Origin of the sequence: Rothia sp. HMSC066H02, from assembly GCF_001814995.1 — a bacterium.
Taxonomy (GTDB): domain Bacteria; phylum Actinomycetota; class Actinomycetes; order Actinomycetales; family Micrococcaceae; genus Rothia; species Rothia mucilaginosa.
In genome coordinates this window covers 176,611-195,382 of the sequence record NZ_KV818688.1, presented here as the reverse complement: position 1 = coordinate 195,382, position 18,772 = coordinate 176,611, and the positions used below count along the sequence as shown (strand labels likewise).

The 18,772-nt window shown below is 60.8% G+C and carries 11 protein-coding genes and 1 riboswitch; of the genes, 6 read left to right on the top strand and 5 right to left on the bottom strand.

Going from position 1 to position 18,772, the window contains the following annotated elements:
- Nucleotides 1-171: 171 nt before the first annotated feature.
- The 3 genes from uvrB (at nt 172) to HMPREF2999_RS08055 (ending at nt 4,884) form a co-directional block, all read left to right on the top strand.
- Complete coding sequence (gene uvrB, locus HMPREF2999_RS08065; RefSeq protein WP_070676253.1) at nt 172-2,340, top strand: excinuclease ABC subunit UvrB; 2,169 nt, start codon at nt 172-174, stop codon at nt 2,338-2,340.
- A 165-nt stretch (nt 2,341-2,505) separates the two neighbouring features.
- Nucleotides 2,506-3,285 (top strand): ornithinee aminotransferase, encoded by a 780-nt coding sequence (locus HMPREF2999_RS08060; RefSeq protein WP_246823103.1) that lies wholly within the window; start codon nt 2,506-2,508, stop codon nt 3,283-3,285.
- 393 nt (nt 3,286-3,678) lie between these two features.
- A complete protein-coding gene (locus tag HMPREF2999_RS08055) occupies nt 3,679-4,884 on the top strand; it encodes a TerC family protein (protein ID WP_070676255.1) in 1,206 nt (401 codons plus the stop codon).
- A 111-nt stretch (nt 4,885-4,995) separates the two neighbouring features.
- Here the strand turns inward: HMPREF2999_RS08055 and HMPREF2999_RS08050 are convergent, their stop codons facing one another.
- Entirely contained in the window at nt 4,996-6,447 is a 1,452-nt protein-coding gene (locus tag HMPREF2999_RS08050) for an alpha/beta fold hydrolase (protein WP_070676256.1), read from the bottom strand.
- Nucleotides 6,448-6,516: 69 nt separating this feature from the next.
- Nucleotides 6,517-9,117 (bottom strand): DEAD/DEAH box helicase, encoded by a 2,601-nt coding sequence (locus HMPREF2999_RS08045; RefSeq protein ID WP_070676257.1) that lies wholly within the window; start codon nt 9,115-9,117, stop codon nt 6,517-6,519.
- A gap of 419 nt (nt 9,118-9,536) precedes the next feature.
- On the opposite strand from HMPREF2999_RS08045, the gene HMPREF2999_RS08040 reads away from it, so the two are divergent.
- The 3 genes from HMPREF2999_RS08040 to HMPREF2999_RS08030 all read left to right on the top strand — a co-directional run bounded on the left by HMPREF2999_RS08040 (nt 9,537) and on the right by HMPREF2999_RS08030 (nt 15,343).
- Nucleotides 9,537-11,438: an ABC transporter transmembrane domain-containing protein gene (locus HMPREF2999_RS08040; RefSeq protein WP_070676258.1), complete on the top strand. Its 1,902-nt coding sequence runs from the start codon at nt 9,537-9,539 to the stop codon at nt 11,436-11,438.
- 1 nt (nt 11,439) lies between these two features.
- Nucleotides 11,440-13,188 (top strand): ABC transporter ATP-binding protein, encoded by a 1,749-nt coding sequence (locus HMPREF2999_RS08035; protein WP_070676259.1) that lies wholly within the window; start codon nt 11,440-11,442, stop codon nt 13,186-13,188.
- 210 nt (nt 13,189-13,398) lie between these two features.
- A riboswitch (TPP riboswitch) is annotated at nt 13,399-13,591 on the top strand.
- On the top strand, nt 13,580-15,343 hold the full coding sequence (locus tag HMPREF2999_RS08030; protein ID WP_083315094.1) for a bifunctional hydroxymethylpyrimidine kinase/phosphomethylpyrimidine kinase: 1,764 nt from the start codon (nt 13,580-13,582) through the stop codon (nt 15,341-15,343). (Overlaps the previous riboswitch by 12 nt.)
- Before the next feature lie 547 nt (nt 15,344-15,890).
- Here HMPREF2999_RS08030 and HMPREF2999_RS08025 read toward each other — a convergent pair.
- From HMPREF2999_RS08025 to HMPREF2999_RS08015, 3 genes are all read right to left on the bottom strand, one after another.
- On the bottom strand, nt 15,891-16,754 hold the full coding sequence (locus HMPREF2999_RS08025; protein WP_070676260.1) for a YoaK family protein: 864 nt from the start codon (nt 16,752-16,754) through the stop codon (nt 15,891-15,893).
- A gap of 114 nt (nt 16,755-16,868) precedes the next feature.
- On the bottom strand, nt 16,869-17,642 hold the full coding sequence (locus tag HMPREF2999_RS08020) for a slipin family protein (protein WP_005506196.1): 774 nt from the start codon (nt 17,640-17,642) through the stop codon (nt 16,869-16,871).
- A gap of 285 nt (nt 17,643-17,927) precedes the next feature.
- The gene (locus HMPREF2999_RS08015; protein WP_070676261.1) at nt 17,928-18,770 is read right to left on the bottom strand and encodes a transposase; all 843 of its coding nucleotides are present in this window, start codon (nt 18,768-18,770) and stop codon (nt 17,928-17,930) included.
- Nucleotides 18,771-18,772: the final 2 nt, after the last annotated feature.

Sequence of the window (18,772 nt, the reverse complement as noted above, 5' to 3'; positions counted from 1 at the left end):
ACCAGTCGAATACCCCTTATCTTTTGCGTCCTTTCTTTTATGAACTTGGGCACTTTCACGGGTAGCTACGCCAATGGTTGTGATGGACTATTGCGCGTGATTATATTGCGCCAGCAGAAAAGAGCGACCAATCTTAGGGCGCATTGGGCGGCTTTCCCCTAGGATGGATACATGAGTTACGCACCCGAAATTAACCGCATCGTCGCCCCCTTTGAAGTGGTCAGCCCCTTCCAGCCTGCCGGTGATCAGCCGAAGGCTATCGCCGAGCTCACCGAGCGTGTGCAGAACGGTGAGAAGGACATTGTGCTGATGGGCGCTACCGGTACAGGTAAGTCCGCGACCGCAGCCTGGCTGATTGAGGCGGTGCAGCGTCCGACTCTGGTGCTCGTGCAGAATAAGACTCTGGCGGCGCAGCTGGCGAATGAGCTGCGTGAGCTTCTGCCGAATAACGCGGTGGAGTATTTCGTCTCCTACTACGACTACTACCAGCCTGAGGCGTACGTGCCGCAGACCGATACGTTCATTGAGAAGGACTCCTCCATCAATGAGGAGGTGGAGCGTCTGCGCCACTCGGCGACGAACTCCCTGCTGACTCGCCGCGACGTGGTGGTGGTTTCGACCGTGTCCTGCATTTATGGTCTGGGCACGCCCGAGGAGTACATTAAGCAGATGGTGACTTTGCGTCGCGGTGAGGAGATTGATCGCGACGAGCTGCTGCGCCAGTTCGTGGCGATGCAGTACGCGCGTAACGACATGGACTTTCACCGCGGCACGTTCCGTGTGCGCGGCGATACCGTCGAAATCATCCCCATGTACGAGGAGAACGCGATCCGCGTTGAGTTCTTCGGTGATGAGATTGAGGCGATTTACACCCTGCACCCGCTGACCGGCGAGGTGATTCGCGAGGAAGAAGAAATGTATGTCTTCCCCGCAAGCCACTACGTTGCTGGCCCGGAGCGCATGGCGAAGGCTATTACCTCCATTGAGGATGAGCTGCGCGATCGCCTGCAGACCCTCGAATCCCAGGGCAAGCTGCTGGAGGCGCAGCGTCTGCGTATGCGCACCACCTACGACCTGGAAATGATGGAGCAGATGGGCTTCTGCAATGGCATTGAGAACTACTCGCGCCATATTGACGGTCGTGCCCCCGGTAGCGCCCCGAACTGTCTGCTGGATTATTTCCCGGATGACTTCCTGCTGATTATTGACGAGTCGCACGTGACGGTCCCGCAGATTGGTGCCATGTACGAGGGCGATATGTCCCGTAAGCGCACCCTGGTTGAGCACGGTTTCCGTCTGCCGTCGGCGATGGATAACCGCCCGCTGAAGTGGGAGGAGTTCCTGGAGCGTATCGGTCAGACGATTTACCTTTCGGCGACCCCCGGTAAGTATGAGCTGTCGCAGGCTGATGGTTATGTGGAGCAGATTATTCGCCCGACCGGCCTGATTGACCCGGAGATTGTGGTCAAGCCGACCAAGGGGCAGATTGATGATTTGCTCGAGGAGATTCGCGTGCGCGTCGAGCGTGATGAGCGTGTGCTGGTCACGACCCTCACCAAGCGCATGGCGGAGGATTTGACCGAATACCTGCTGCAGCACGGCGTGAAGGTGCAGTACCTGCACTCTGACGTGGATACCCTGCGCCGCGTGGAGCTTCTGCGTGAGCTGCGCCTGGGCACCTTTGATGTGCTGGTTGGTATTAACCTGCTGCGTGAGGGCTTGGACCTGCCCGAGGTGTCCCTGGTTGCGATTCTGGATGCCGATAAGGAAGGCTTCCTGCGTTCGACCACTTCGCTGATTCAGACGATTGGTCGTGCGGCGCGTAACGTGTCCGGTCAGGTGCACATGTACGCCGATAAGATTACGGATTCTATGCGCGTGGCGATTGATGAGACGAACCGCCGCCGCGAGATTCAGCAGGCGTACAACCGTAAGCACGGCATTGACCCGCAGCCGCTGCGTAAGAAGATTGCCGATATTACGGATGTTCTCGCCCGCGAGGAAGAGGACACCCGCGAGCTTCTGCAGCAGCGTAAGAGCGGTAAGAAGGGTGCCCGCACGGTGAGTGCGGGTGCGAAGACCGGTTCTGCGACCTCGTCGAAGATTGCCACGAGCACCCCGGAGTCGGAGGAGCTTCTCGCCCGTGCGGAGGCGCGCGTTCGTGCCGACGGCCTGGCGGCGGCACCCGCTGAGGATCTGCTGGATTTGATTGAGCAGATGAACGAGCAGATGCGCGTGGCGGCGGAGAACCTGCAATTTGAGTTGGCGGCGCGTCTGCGTGATGAGCTTGCCGATTTGAAGAAGGAGCTACGCCTGATGAAGGAGGCGGGTCACGCCTAAACCCGGTGTTCTAAGCCCGGCGTTTAGGGGCCGACGTGGGTTTTTCGCCATGAGGTAACTCATTGTTCATGAAGTTCTACTGAGTGCAGATACATGCTGTACACTATCAAGGTGTTTTACGTGTCAAATAAAACCTTGATGCTTCCGAACGATAAAGAAAAATCTGTGACTATTTCTCATAACTCTTCAGACGCACACACCACGGGAGCTCGTTCCGTTACCCGCCGCAACCTCACCCGCGGCGCGCTTTGGGCTGTGCCCGCTATTGCCGCCTCCACGGCGGTACCCGCATTCGCTGCTTCGGCTGATGATTGCAAGACAGTACACGGCCCGGACTTCACCCAGGTCGGCGGCTGGATGATTACCAATCCCGCCAGTGGCGCCCTGCAGTCGCGCACCAAGAACAAGCCCGTGACTGCGCCGGAGACCGGTCAGGCGTGGTGGTCCATGGAGAATGCAACCTCACCGAACCCCGCGACGATCCGTCTCATGTCCGTGTACGAGGCGACTCACGGCCCCGAAGGCGACCTCAACCTGAACTGCGGTGAGTTCGTGATGACCTACAACGTCTCCGCGCTGGAGGCGACGACCGGCACCACGCACCTGCACCCGTCCATGGACATTTACCTCTTCTCGCCCGAGGGTAAAATCATTGACCGCCAGATTTTCACGACTGACCCGACCGGCAAGGCAACCGTTATGACCCGCAACGGCAAGACTCAGACCGTTCAGGGTCAGGTCATTCCGTTTGCGTCGAGCGTGAATGATAAGGCGACCGGCATCTCCGCGCGTTTTGCGTTGCGTGGCAATACGCTCATGGAAGGCATGTACCAGTTCGAGGTGGTTATTACCGTCCCGACGATTCAGGAGAACGGCACGCTTGATACGAACAAGCAGGTCAACGCGATTGCTTTCACCCCGCCGACCTTCAACATGGTTTCCTAACTTCAATATGGTCTCCTAACTGAATGAAATATAAAGGTAGCCCTCCCCGTAATAGTTCACGGGGAGGGCTACCTTTATGTGGGCTTACTGCGCGGTGTTGATCTGTGCGTGCTGATTTGCAATACACCACGTTCTACACCGCGCCTTTTTTGCGCTGTGCCTTTTTACACTTCGGCGTGCCTCGCTCTTGAAAAACCCCCCCCCCGGGAGGGGCTCCTGTGCGAAAACCTCAACCTGCTGTATAATCGTTCACCGAGCAAGGGAGTATCCCACCAATCGACTCATCGTCAGCACGTTAGCCGAAGGCGCCTAACCGGGGAGTCGAGCCGACCTCCATTCAGGCCGGCGGGAGAGACTTGTGGTCCTGTACGCACACCACAAGAAAGGCTCCCCATGGAAGTTACCGGGTTGCAATGGTTGGTTACTATTCTCATCATCGCGGGTCTGTTGGCCTTCGACTTCGTGTTCCACGTCCGTAAGGCGCACGAACCCACCGTCAAGGAAGCAGCCATCTGGTCGAGTATTTACATCGGCATCGCGCTGCTGTTCGGTCTGTACATTTTCGTGGTGAACGGCCCCTCCGCCGCCACCGAATTCTATGCAGGCTACATCACCGAAGAAGCTCTCTCGGTCGATAACCTCTTCGTCTTCATGATCATTATGGGCACCTTCCGTGTTGCCCGTGAGAATCAGCAGAAGGTCCTGCTCTTCGGTATCGTCTTCGCGATCCTGGCGCGCGGTACTTTCATCTTCGCCGGCGCTGCGATCATTAACTCCTTCGCCTGGGTGTTCTACATCTTCGGCCTGGTCCTGCTCATGACCGCAGGTAACCTGCTCAAGGACGAAATCACCGAAGGCGACGGCGACGACGAAGCCGACAACATCATGGTCCGCCTCGCCAAGAAGTACCTGAAGACCAGCGACCACTTCGACGGCGACAAGCTCTTCACCATCGAAAACGGCAAGCGCGTCATGACCCCCATGATGCTCGTCATGGTCGCTATCGCCGGTTCCGACCTGCTCTTCGCACTCGACTCGATCCCCGCAATCTTCGGCCTCACCCAGTCCGTCTACATTGTGTTCACCGCGACCGCGTTCTCCCTCATGGGTCTGCGCCAGCTGTACTTCCTCATTGACGGCCTGCTGGACCGCCTCGTCTACCTCTCCTACGGCCTGGCGACCATCCTCGCGTTCATTGGTGTGAAGCTCATCCTGCACGCAATGCACGAGAACAACCTGCCGTTCATCAACCACGGCGAGCCCGTGCACGTGGTCGAAATCAGCACCGAAATGTCACTGATGGTTATCGTGGGCGTCCTGATCATTACCGTGCTTGCCTCGCTGCTCAGCCCCAAGGGCCGCGCACTGCAGACCATTCAGCGCGTTCAGGCGCTCTCCGAGAAGTACCTGGCACTGCCCGAGGATGCACCCGCCGCCGAGCGTGCGGACATCACCGCCCGCTGGCAGCAGGAAACCGAGAAGCTCAACGCCATTCCCGCCAAGCTGCGTGACGAGCTGATCGAGAAGGAAGACGAATACCATGCCCTCGTGATGCGTGCCCGCACCGCACAGGATGCGCACGCTTCCTCCTCGAAGTAGTTTGAGCTACTGAGCGTGCGGCCTCACCAGGCTGGCGCCAACACTAAAGCCCCTCACACCGGATCAACCGGGGTGAGGGGCTTTAGCTATATCAGAGATATTTCAGAAGAATTACTGGTTGTGAACCTCAGCCAGCATGTTCTTCAGATGACCCAGAATGGTCAGCGAGTCAGAACCAAAACCGTCGTGGTGGTGGGTCTTCGAGGTCCACACCTGAGTGTTGCCGACCCAGCGAGCGGTCTCCATGGAGTGCTCAAAGTCCACGTACACGTCCGGGTTGTACGCCGCAGCCACCACGGGAACCTCGTTCTTGTGCAGCTGTGCGTGGTCGTACAGGCGACCCCAGTCCTTCTTCTCAGCCAGCAGGTTTGCAACCTCAGCCAGCGGACGCAGCGAGGGATCCTCCTCGTAGTACCAGGGGAAGATGTGCTCGCCGGTGAAGAGCAGACGGTCCGCATCCGGTGCGAACTCGGGGCGGGAAGCCGCCACGCGAGCAGCAGACCAGTTGGTCGGCGCGGGGGAGGGGGACAGCTCGTAGCCGGGGATGCCGGGCAGAACGCCGTCAGCGGGGCCGTCAGCGTAAATGGTCTCGTGCATCAGGGCGTACAGCGGGTTCGCCTGGAAGGTCACCTCGGCACCCATAGCGGTCAGGAACTGATCGGACAGGTGGTCGTTACCCTCAGCGAAAGCGGTCTCCAGGAAGTAGTGCAGACCGCGCTCGCGCCAGCGGCCACCCAGGAAGTGACCAGCCATCTGGAAGCGGTGATCGGTCAGACGTTCACCGGTGGGCAGGTACTCCTTGTGGGTGCGCAGGTGCTCAGCAATGCGGGTCGCCAGCTCGGCGTCCTCGGGGAACCAGCTGTAGTACTCCTCAACACGTTCCTTCATGCGGTCGAAGGTGTGCTGGTAGACGTTGTCCACGGAGGTGCGAATCGGCGCCAGGCCCGCGGTGATGCGGCAGTCACGCAGCGACTGCGGTGCGAACGACAGGTAGGACAGGGTCAGGAAGCCACCGAAGGACTGACCAATGGTGGACCAGCGCTTGTCGGCACGGTCAGTCAGCAGCACCTCACGGACAGCCTCCGCGTCAGCGATGATGGAGTCCGCACGGAACAGCTCAGTGTACTCAGCCTGAACCTGCGCGTCACCCACAGCGGTGATGTTGCGGGCAGACAGCGGGGAAGACATGCCGGTACCGCGCTGATCCAGAAGAACCACACGGTGAGTCTTCGCCAGCTCAGCGATCCAGCCGCCAATGGAGCCGGTCTTCGGCGAACCGAAACCGGGGCCGCCCTGCAGGTACACAATGTAAGGACGCTTATCAGCCGAAACGGTCAGAGTCTCGTTGGTGTTCACAACCTCGCGGGCGAACACGGTGATGGTCTGGTCCGCGAAACGGGAGGAGAGAGCGGCATCCTTGCCCTTGGAGAAAATCAGACCGTGGGTCAGGGGAACCTGGAACCAGTGGTCGGTAATCTCGTAGCCGTCGTGCTTGACGACCGAACCCTTGCGGTACTCAACCTTGGGAAGCGAAGAAACGGTCAACGGTGAACCTTCTTTCATTCAAATAGATAGATACTCTGTATTCTAGCCCACTATGGGCAACATCGTGGCAGAGCCTCGGGCGGAGTCTTAGAACTCGCCTACGCTCAGAATCTTCAGCACCGGGTAACCCGCCTCATCAGATGCCGCCAGATCAACCTCGGCACGAATACCGAAGTCAAAGTTATCTTCGGGGTCGGCGAAGCTCTGCTGAACCTTCCACACGCCCGGGTGAGCGGCGGTGTCCTCATCCATGCTGACCAGGCGAGGCGAGCGCGCATCGGCGTCCGTGTAGATGTCGTCGTAGGTGTCGAAGTAGTCGTCCATGGCGTCCGCCCAGCGGTCGGCATCCCAGCCGCACCACTCGTCCAGGGCGCCCAGGGCGCGGTCACGCTCGTCAGCGAAGAGCTCCACACGGCGGAAGAGGGCGTTGCGCACCATCACGCGGAAGGCACGCAGGTTCTGCGTCACGGCGGGAGGCTCTTCCTCCTCGATGGAGGCGTGCTCGGCCGCAATGGTCGCGGTGTCTTCGCCGGCAGCCAGCTTCTCCCATTCGTCCACCAGGGAGGAGTCGGTCTGGCGTACCAGCTCGCCGAGCCACTCGATGATGTCGTCGAGCTCGTCGGTCACGGCAGAATCGGGGATGGTGTGGCGCAGCGCCTTGTATGCGTCAGAGAGGTAGCGCAGAAGAACGCCCTCGGCACGTTCGAGCGAGTAGTACTGCACGAAGTCGTTGAAGCCCATCGCGCGTTCGTACATGTCACGCACGATCGACTTGGGACGCGGCTCAAAACGAGCCACCCACGGCGCGGACTGCTTGTAGGTTGTGTACGCCTGATCGATGAGCTCCGCCAGGGGCTGCGGGTAGGTGACCTTGTCCAGCTCGTTCATGCGTTCGGTGTAGTCCACACCGTCCGCCTTCAACTGTGCCGACAGCTCATTCTTAGCCTTGCGTTCCTGCGCGTACAGCACCTGGTTCGGCGAATCTAGGGTCGCCTCAATGAGGGAGAGCGCATCCAGGGCGTAGCTGGGGGATTCGGGGTCAAGAAGCTCCAGCGCGGCGACCGCAAAAGCGGACAGCGGCTGGTTCAGGGCAAAGTTATCCTGCAGATCCTCGGTCAGGCGCAGGTAGGAGCCGTGCTCGTCCGGGGTGTTGGTTCGCTCAATCACGCCGCCGGTCAGTAGCTCCTTGTAGATGCCGATTGCCTTGCGCAGCAGCTCGCGGCGGCGCGCGGGGCTCTCATGGTTCTCCTGAATGATGCGGTACGCGGCAATGACCGGGTTCTCCGGGCGGTGCATCAGGTTCAGCAGCATCGAGTGGGTGATGTCGAAGGAGGAGGTTAGCGGCTCCGGGGCGGCTTCTACCAGCTGGTCGAAGGTCTTCTCGGACCAGCCAACGAACCCTTCCGGCGCCTTCTTACGCTTGGAGGACAGCGACTGGTTAATGCGCTTGGTGTCGTCGCCGAACTTCGCCTGAGCTTTAGCCAGCAGGCGCGCGTTCTCAATATCGTGCTCGGGTGCCTGAACCACCACGGTGCCGGCGGTATCAAAACCAGCGCGGCCTGCGCGTCCAGCAATCTGGTGGAACTCGCGGGCACGCAGACGGCGGCTACGGGCACCATCAAACTTCGACAGCGCCGTAATCAGCACGGTACGAATCGGCACGTTAATACCCACACCCAGGGTGTCGGTACCGCAAATCACCTTGAGCAGACCCTCCTGAGCCAGCTGCTCGACCAGGCGGCGGTACTTGGGCAGCATGCCCGCGTGGTGAATACCGATACCGGCACGCACCAGCTTATTCAGCGCCTTACCGAAGCCCGGACCGAAACGGAACTTAGCAATCAGCTCCGCGATGCGTTCCTTATCTTCCTTCGAGGCAATAGCCACCGACAGCAGCGCGTTCGCCTGCTCCAGCGCCGCCTTCTGCGAGAAGTGCACAATGTAGACCGGAGTCTGCTTGGTCTGCACGAGCTCCTGCACCGTCTCCTGAACTGGGGTGGTGGAGTAGTAGAAATGCAGCGGAATGGGACGCTCAGAATGGGCCACCAGGTCACTCTCACGACCGGTCAGCGCCGTCATCTCCTCCTGGAAGCGAGTCGTATCGCCCAGGGTCGCGCTCATCAGCAGGAACTGCGCCTGCGGAAGCTCCAGCAGGGGAAGCTGCCACGCCCAACCGCGCTGCGGATCGGAGTAGAAGTGGAACTCGTCCATGATGACCTGGCACAGGTCCGCATCCTTACCCTCGCGCAGGGCAATATTGGCGAGAATTTCTGCGGTGCAGCAGATAATCGGTGCCTCCGTATTAATGGCGGAGTCGCCGGTAATCATGCCCACGTTCTCGGCACCAAAAATATTGATCAGGTCGAAGAATTTCTCAGACACCAGCGCCTTAATGGGGGCGGTGTAGTAGGAGCGCTGACCGGTCGCCAGGCCCGTAAAATGCGCGGCAACAGCCACAGTGGACTTACCCGAACCGGTCGGGGTTGCCAGCACCACGTTATGTCCGGCGGCAATGCTCAGAACGGCCTCGTCCTGGGCGGGGTACAGGGTCATGCCGCGGGTCGAAATCCACTCGGTGAATGCCTCATAGATTTCTTCGGCGGTGAGGGGGTTGCTCTTGAAATCGCGTCGATTGTAGTCGCCGGGGTTCTCGCCCAGCGAGGGAGAAAGAAAATTCAAAATACTCATGAGGATTCCAGTCTATCGGGAATAGGGCGGGCGCGGGGGCGTTATCGTTACGAGGGAACACGCGGGTACGCAGGGCCTTCGTGAGGTGTTCACGGGCGCTCGCGGGGTGATTACAGGGTGTTCACGGGGCGCGGCGCCGCGCTAATGCGGGAATTCCCAAAATTCGTGTAGTGTGGAACAAAGAGCTTTAGGTGCAGTGGTGCAAAAACCTGGTGCTCAGGAGGTCGAAAACGTAGGCCTCCATGCCGCTTAGATTGCCGCGCAGATGCAGAATCCGCCGATTGACGCCGGTGCATATTGAGCGGCTGATGCACGCCCCAAAATACGTTGCATAAATGACGACACGCCCATCTATTGCGCAAATAGTGTTGCGTGCCACATTGATAAAGGAATAGGGTAAGAGAAAGGAGAGACGTTGAATGACTGAATACAACGCTGACAAGGCACAAGAAAACGCCGCGCGTGAAGAAGCTACGCATGAAGAATCCATGCATAACAAAACCACGCAGGAAAAAGCCGCTCAGAAGAAAACTGCGCAGAAAAAAGTTGTACAGGAAGTAACCGGTAGCGAACAGCGCAAGGCAGAGGAGGAAGCCCTCAAAAAGCGCCTCGCCCTGCGCGTCACCGCACCCGGATACAAATACCCCTGGCACCGCTGGGCAATCCCCGTCCTGGGTGAAACCACCGCGGGTACCGGTGCGATTCTTATCCCCGTCATGGTGGGTCAATTCATCAACCAGCACATCGCCGGCAAAGCCCCCGACGCCTGGCCCATGTTCTGGGTGGTCGTCGCAGCCATCACCTTCATCGTGATCAACGAGTTCTTCGGCTGGGGCACCTCCATGACCCTCAGCGCGGAACTTGGCCGCGACTGGCGCATCTACATCAACCGGCTCATGGGGCGCACCCGCGCTGGCGTAGACTCCGGCGAAGCGGTCACCGTCATGAACAAAGACGTACGCCGCATTACGGACGTCTACTTCTCACTGCCGCTATTCGTCAACGCCATGATCATCGCGACCCTCGGTGCCGTGCAGCTCTGGCTGATCAACCCCGTCACAGCGATTGTCACCCTCATCGGCACGCTCATCGTGGTCGGCGTGATCGCCTGGTACTCGACCTTCCTCGAATCGAAGATTGGCGAATACCGCGAAAAGGACGGTGAAGCCTCCTCACGCGCCTCCGATATCGCTACCGGCCTGCGCACCATCGCCGGCCTCGGCGCCGAAGAACAGATGCGTGAACGCTACCACCGCGGTACCGACGAAGTTTTCGACAGCTACATGCGCTACGAAAAGACGCACCGCTGGATGTACCTCATCCGCGTGCTGCTCGGCGGTGCCGTGACCCTGCTCGGCATCGGCTTCGCCCTCACCGGCCACGTCGAAAACGGCCGCTGGGTATCCGACACGCCCGCCGCGTCCCTGGTGACCGTCGCCTCCATTATCGCGATGATGGGCGGCCCCATCTGGATTACCCAGAACTTCCTCACCGCATGGCGATACGCCAAGATTGCGCTCGCCAAGGTCGCCCGCCTCGAAGGTCACGCGGGTGTACGCCAGGGCGTGCTGAAGAGCCCGCGCACCGACGAAGAAATGGCGCAGCTGGCACGCGCCGAACAGGCAGTCGAGGCGAGCACCCTCGAGGTGCCCGTACCCGTCGCCCCCGCCGGTGCAAGCAACCCGCGCATCGTGTACGTCAACCCGCGCGACTACAACCTCACCGCGCAAGACTACGCCGAGGCGCTCGCCCGCACCCTGCGACGCGGGGGAGAGGACCTCAAGGACGCCTCCGGCCGCCGCGTGCTGCTGAGCGAACCCAACCCCATGATTTTCGCCGGAACCCTGCAGGAGCACCTGCGCCTGGGCACCGTGCCGAACCCCGATGAGGAGCTGGCACAGGCAAAGGATGAGGAGCTGCTGAAGATTACCGACTCCCGCGAAATCGCCTACCGACTGGGCGGACGCAACCCCGAAGACTACTTCGCCGCCCGCATCACCAGCGAAGGCGCGAACCTCTCCGGTGGTCAGCGTCAGCGTCTGGCGCTCGCCCGCGCACTCGCACAGGACGCGCAGGTGCTCATCCTGACCGAGCCGCTGAACTCCGTGGACGAACCCAGCCAGCGCTACATCTACGATGCGATGGAAACCCAGATTGGTAGCGACCGCCTGCCCGTCGGCTACCCCGGCCTGCTGCAGGATTTGGAGCAGGTCTACGTTGTCTCCACAACCGCGGAGACGACCCGCCGCATGGAACGCGACGGCTACCCCGCCGCTCAGGCAGAAGCCCCCGAAACCACTCAGAATCAGGAGGTGAACTAGCATGGCAAAGCAGCTCCCCATCGAAAGCCCCGCCTACGTGGCACGCCGCATGTGGAACTACCTTGCAGCGCATAAGGGGCGAGCCCTCTACACCTTCGTCATCTACATGGTCAGCACCCTCATGGGTGCGGTGGTGCCCCTGCAGATTGGTGCCACCGTGGACGACGTGGTGGCGGGCAAGTTCTCCAGCTACCCGTGGCAGCCGATTCTGATTATCCTGGCGGCGTTCATCGTGCAGGCGATAACCCTCATGGTCTCCTCGTACAGTGCGGCGCGACTGGGTGCGCTCGTCACCCGTGACGCCAACCAGGACACCCTCGACGGCACCCTCGACCTGGATGCACGCACCGTGGAAGAAGCTGGCAGCGGTGACCTGCTCACCCGCGTGACCGACGACCTGTCCTCGGCGGCAAAATCCGTCAGCGAGGACCTGCTCGGCGCGATTTACGTGGTGCTGTACTTCATTATCTCCACGCTCTCCCTGGCGTTCGTGAGCCCGGCAATGGGTCTGATCATGCTGCCCATGATTGCCGGTCTTGCCCTCATCATGTCGAAGATGCTGCCGCTTATGGCGGCACGCAACCAGACCGCCCAGGAGCGCGTGAGCGACCTCAACAGCGTGCTGACCGAGAACATTCGCGGCACCTCCACGATCCGTGAGCTGGGCGTTCATACCGCCCGCGAAGATGCCTTCGCCGGTGAGAACAAGCGCCAGTTCGCCGCGCAACTGGGCATGGTGCGCATCCGCCAGCTGTACTTCACCGTGGACGCTATCAACGCCTGGATCCCCACGATTCTGTGTATGCTCTGGGGTGCCGCCTGCGTGGCTCTCGGCTGGGCAAGCTGGGGTGCCGTAGCGACCGCCTCGGTCATGGTTTTCAGTCTGCGAACCCTCGCCGACATGCTGAACCACCACGTCAGCAGCCTGCGCATCATGCTCGTGAACATGGGCCGCGTGTTCGGTGTGGTCTCCTTGGCGAAGAAGCAGCGTGAGGCGCGTGCACAGCACCGTGCCGAAGCGTTCGCCGCCGTGTCTGATGAAGCCGTGAAGAACCCGGAGTACGCCATTGACTGCACCGACGTCTCCTATGGCTACTCGCCGGACGCCCTGGTGCTTGAAGGTATCAACCTGAAGATTCGCCGCGGTGAGGCGCTCGCCCTGGTGGGCCGCTCCGGTTCGGGTAAAACGACTATGGCTCGTCTGATTGGTGGTTCGCTGACCGCCCTGGAAGGCACCATCACCGTGATGGGTCGCCCGGTCGGTCACGGCGACTTCCCGACCGATGCCGCCGCCGATGGTCGCCCGCGCCTGCTGGTCTGCACCCAGGAAGCGCACGTCTTCTTCGGCACTCTCGCCGATAACTTCACGGTGGTCGTGTCGGACGCGACCGTCGAGCAGATGGGTGAGGCCCTGGACGCTGTCGGTGCCCGCTGGTGGCGCGCCCTGCCGCAGGGCATGGATACTGTCGTGAGCGGCGCGGATTCGCCTCTGACTCGTGACCAGATTCAGCAGCTGGCACTGGCACGTATCGTGCTTGCCGACCCGCACGCCGTGATTCTGGACGAGTCCACCACCCAGCTGGAGCTCGCGGACGCAACCGAGTCCCTGAGCGCCGTGCTGGCGAACCGTGCGGTGCTGATCATTTCGCACGATGCGCGTATCGCCTCTCTGGCTGACCGTGCAGTCCTGCTGCACGAGGGTAGGATCATTGCGGAGGGCTCACCGGCAGAGATTTTCGCCCTGACCTAAGCCCGGAGGATAAGCCCGGCTGATAGTGCCCGGCACTGCGTGAAGCGGTGCCGGGCACTACGTGTTTAACGGCTGGTTTCCGTACAAGGGTGCGCTGAAATCGGCGGCGGGGAGCCCTCGCCGCAACGCAAGACTCAAATGAAAATTTCGGAGAGATTCACTTGTCACCCGCAAAACTTTCAGCTACTGAGAATCGTTGTGATAACCTGGCAGAGCGATATGGGGTGCCTTGAGACGCCCGCGACCCGCTAACCCGCCCAACTGACCGCCCAACTGACCGCCCAACGAAGGGCTACGGCACAGCGGGCGCACGAAACGGCGTAAGAACACTCAAGGCTGAGAGAATCACCCATTGAACCTGCTCTAGTTCGAACTAGCGAAGGGATTATCGATGATGGCAGAGCAGCCTACTGCGCCCGCGTGCGCACCCACCAACCCCTCCAACCCTGTACCCGGCGTGAGCGCCTCCGGAAACCCCCGGGCACCCCAGACAGCTCAGGCACCGCAGACAGCTCGGGTGCCGAGGGTTCTCTCCATTGCGGGAACCGACCCCTCCGGCGGTGCAGGCATCCAGGCGGACCTCAAGTCCATTGCCGCATCCGGCGGTTACGGCATGTGCGTGACCACCTCACTGGTCGCCCAAAACACGTGCGGAGTTCGTGAAGTATTCACCCCGCCCCTGGAATTTTTGACCGCGCAGCTTGCCGCCGTTTTTGATGACGTCACGGTTGACGCCGTGAAAATCGGCATGCTCGGCGACGCAGAAACAATCCGCACCGTCCGTACCTGGCTGAGCGAGCATCCCGTGCCCGTGGTCGTGCTCGACCCGGTCATGATTGCATCCAGCGGTGACCGCCTACTGCAGGCGGAAGCGGAGCAGGCGCTACGCGACCTCGTGCCGCTCGTGAATGTGATTACCCCGAACATTCCGGAGCTCGCCGTGCTTTGCCAGAGGGAGCCCGCTCAGACTTTTGATGAGGCGCACGAGCAGGCGGCGAACCTTGCTGCGGCGACCGGAACTACCGTGATTGTGAAGGGCGGCCACCTGTGTGGTCAGGACGCCGGTAACACCGCGGTCTTCCCGGACGGCACCTGCGCGCACGTGCGCACCCCGCGCCTGGACAGCCGTAATACGCACGGCACCGGATGCTCCCTGTCCTCTTCGCTGGCAACCCGCCTGGGAGTGGAGCTGCTCCAGCACGCCGAAGTCGCAGAACACACCGCAGAGCAGAGCGTTCTGACCAGCGAAGACACCCACTGCGCCCTGCAGTGGAGCACCCGCTGGCTCCACGAATCCATTGCCGCAGGTGCCGGGCTACAGGTCGGCTCCGGTGAGGGCCACGGCCCGGTGGACCACGCCGCCCGTGCCCGCCGTCTGGAGGCTGCCGCCTCCGCGTACCCGTGGCATCACCTGCTCACCACCACCGACTCTGAGGGCAATACTCTGGACGGCACCAGCCCGGAGCGTCTGCTGCCGGTCAGCCCCGTGCCCGCCGGTGAAGCCGTCGTAAAGCCCGCCGGTCCCTGGACCGCCGCCCTCTGGGCGGCCGGTGGCGAAACCTGGCACCAGATCCTGGACCTGCCCTTCGTGCGTGCCCTCGGTGACGGAACCCTCGACGAGGACCTGTTCTCCTTCTACCTGGATCAGGACGCCCTCTACCTGCGTGATTATTCGCGTGCGCTCGCGACTCTCTCGGCGCGTGCTGACATCGCTGAGGCGCAGGTGCACTGGGCCGCCGGTGCGCACGAGGCGATTGCCGCCGAATCGCAGCTGCACGAGGGCTGGCTGGCGAACCGTGCGCGTCTGGGTGGGCCCTCACCGATTACGATGGGGTACACGAATTTCCTGCGTGCCTCCGCCGCCGGTGATGACTACGTGGTCGGTGCTGCGGCGGTTCTGCCCTGCTACTGGCTGTACGAAGAGGTGGGCGCTGTGCTCTCCTCGCAGAACCACGCGGACCATCCGTACGCGGAGTGGTTGAGCATGTACGGTGGCGAAGAGTTCGCCGCGGAGGTGGCGCGTAGCCTCGCGGAGGTGGAGCGTGCGTTTGAGGCGGCTTCACCGGCTCAGCGTGTGCGTGCGGCGCGGGCGTACCTGTCGGCGTGCGTGTACGAGCGTGAGTTCTTTGACCAGGCACACCGAGCATTGCGTTAGTTTGCCGGGCGCTGCGCTAGAAGACTAGCTCTGCGCTAGCTGACTGGTGCTGCGTGAGGGGTTGCACTGCAGTCAGCTCGCAGGTGCTTTAGGTGCCGATGCTTTAGGTACCGATTTTTGGGCTGAATACCGTCCCGGCATGGCGTGAGATGGGTGATTGATGCTTCACTCAAGCTACCGCTGGTTCGGGGGTTGTGCCGGTTATGCTTAAGGCGTCGGTGAAAACCGTTAGCGGTAGGATTCCGGCCCTCACCCAACTGGCTGATGTACCTGCCGCGCCCGCACCTCTACGGCGTGTAACCGACCAGTTTGGCCCGTCGCAACCACCTCATCCAACCCCCGCGGCGGGCCAAACACCTTCCTTCTAGCTTTCGCGAAGAATGTTCGGCATAGAAATATCCCGTGCAGATACTCTCATCTGCACGGGATATTTCTATATGTCTCACCGTTGCGAATCAGCCGCCGCGGCTAGTGCGTCAGGGAAGGGGAGCTGGTCTAGCTTTGAGTTGCCGGGTTTAGTTCTGACCTGCAGAACCTAGTTCTGAATTTATTGAGCTGAGCTCTGAGCCTCAGCTTCGTTCTCCGCATCTTCATTTTTCTCGGCCCGGAACCCCACCCAGAAAGCTCCAGCTGCCAAACACCCGGCAAACCACAGAGAGATACTACCTACCAGCTGATCTAGGAGAGCCATCGCAATCACACCGGCGACAAATCCCCCGACCACCAGGGAGTAATCTAAAGCCGTCATCAGAGCACGCCTGCGGGTGTGGCGTCCTTCGTCCTCAGGCAGGGAGGGGGCGGTATCCGCTGACGGGTGACGAGCCTCAACACGCCTTCTAACAACACGCTCCCTCCGGGTGCTGCAAGCATTAGCTATAGCACGGGTATAGAGGGCGCCGGCCGTGTACCATGCGCTTAACATTTTGCGCCAATTTCCGCTGGTCATAAACAGGGAAAACGGGTTCTCACCAATACGGGTGTCTGCAAGTGCATGAATGAGCAGACCAATAGTGAACGCTAACGCCCCCACCTGGACCCCGTGCTCGCTCACCCGGTGAATCAGAGGAGTCACAAAACAGACGAGGAGGAAGGGCACCAGAGTAAAAATACGCCAGTGTTTCAGGTGTGCCCTCTGCCCCAAAAGATCGTGCAGAAGATGACCGCCCAGGTACCCCAGGCTAAAGAAGATCACTGAGAGCCAACGCAGGTGAATAGCGTGCTGCGAACTGTGACTCATATCAGCAATGAGAAGGATAAAATTACCGGTCTGAGTGGCAACCAAAGCTTTGTAATGAATATGAGAGAAAACATCTACCGCTCCACCCAGGGATGCTAAGAGAAGCGCCATAATCCGCCCGTGGCGGTGCGGAGTTGGAATCCTGGAAAGAAAAAGTGCAAAGCGGGTAGTCATCGTGGTCCTCGGTGGTGAAAAAAGATCCGGGCATGCAAAAACCTCGAGCACCTATGGTACTCGAGGTTTTTGTGATAGGCACGTAGGTGCCTCAGAAGGTGCAAGGTCTACAGTCTACTTGCTCTCGCCCTTGAGTGCACCCACGAGGGGGCCAATGACGTCCATGGGCAGCGGGAAGACCACGGTCGAGTTCTGGTCGGCACCCAGCTCCAGCAGGGTCTGCAGGTAACGCAGCTGCAGGGAGGCGGGGGACTGGCTCAGAATGTCGGATGCTTCCTTCAGCTCGCTCGAAGCCTCGAGTTCACCGCGTGCCGAAATGATCTTTGCGCGGCGCTCACGCTCAGCCTCAGCCTCGCGAGCCATGGCGCGCTGCATAGCTTCGGGAATCTCAACGTCCTTAATTTCGACGAGCTCCACCTGAATACCCCACGGCTCGGTGCGGGAACCGATGATGGAGCGCAGGTCCTCGTTCAGGTCCTCGCGGTGTGCGAGCAGGGTGTCCAGGTCAACGCGGCCGAGCAGGGAACGCAGGGTGGTCTGCGCGATCTGGCTGGTGGCAATCGGGTAGTTCTCAACCTCAAGCACGGCGTTCTTGGCGTTGGTCACGCGGAAGAGGACCACGGCGTTCACGCGGGCGGGAACGTTGTCCTTGGTGATGACTTCCTGCGGGGGAATGGTCAGGGTGATAACACGCATATCAACGCGCTGCAGGGAGTCGACGAGGGGGAAGACGACGTTCAGGCCGGGCTTCAGCTCCGAACGCAGGTGGCCGAAGCGGAAGGAGATGCCACGCTCGTATTCGGGGATGACGCGGAACATACGAATCAGAATAAAAAGAACAATGACGGCAACTGGGATGAGGATAGTTGCCAAAGTGACGGGATCCATGGTTTTCCTTCACAAGTATTGGGGGAGGACGGTATGTGTGCCCACCTGCCCGCGCCTCGTACGGTGCAGGTAGTAGGGGGTGCCCGGTAACCGGGCTGTGTGGGGGAGTTTAGGGAGGGGAATTTTCCGTCCCGGCGTACATCGCGGCGGTCGGTGCTTTAGCGGCACCCCGCATGGAAAACTCAAAAGAGGAATAAAAGAGAATTCCATGCAGGGTGGCCGCCGAAGCTAACAGACGGGACCAATCGACCGGTCAGCCGCCGGAACGGAAAAACTTGTGCAGCGCTACTTCTTCGCCATCTGCTCTGCCAGCTTTTCAGCAGCCTCAACCTCAGCCAGGTTCTGCTCCTGCAGGACCTCGTTCGTGGTCTTGTGCAGTCGCTTAACCGAGGTGCCGGTACCGCTCCATGCGGGGCGGTCCGGGTCGAGGACAGAGGTACGAACCGGCAGGGTTGCATCCGCAATCATCTGCTTGCGGGTCTGCTCGGTACGGCGCTTACGCTCATTCGACACGCCACCCCACTTCGCCGCGAAACGGTCCATCTTCACGTTCACCGATTCGTCGGCGGTGGATGCTTGAATATGCTTCGGATCGTTCTCGAAGTTCGCGGGGGAACGCATGAGCTTCACAGCCAGCGGGTAGGTCAGCGACAGGCAGACCACCGCGGCGGCACCCTCCACCAGAAGCTCCAGCGGGGAGTGCCAGACGATGGCGGCACCAATCAGGATGACCACACCCAGCAGCGAGACAGCAACCGCCAGACCGCGGTGGAAACGACCCGACTCGGAGTAGGGCCATTCATCCACTTCGCGGGTGAGCTCGCGGCCGTTCGCCGAGACGGTGCAACTGTCCTTAATCGGGCAGGTGTTGCACACGCTGGGCTTGGCGCGGTAACGCATCACTCGGTTATCCGAGTCGAATGCGGTCGCCCACAGCCACTGGTCTTCGGGGCAGAGCCACGCGTCGCTCTCCTGGTGGTAGGTGAACCCGAAGGTTCGCGCCGCCACCATGCGCTGGCTGGTGCGCTTGGCGAGAATATCGAAGCCCCAACCCACGGCGACCAGACCGAGCGCGTACACGCAGGCCAGCCACACGAGGAAAGAAACTCCAGCAATCTGCTCAGGCATGG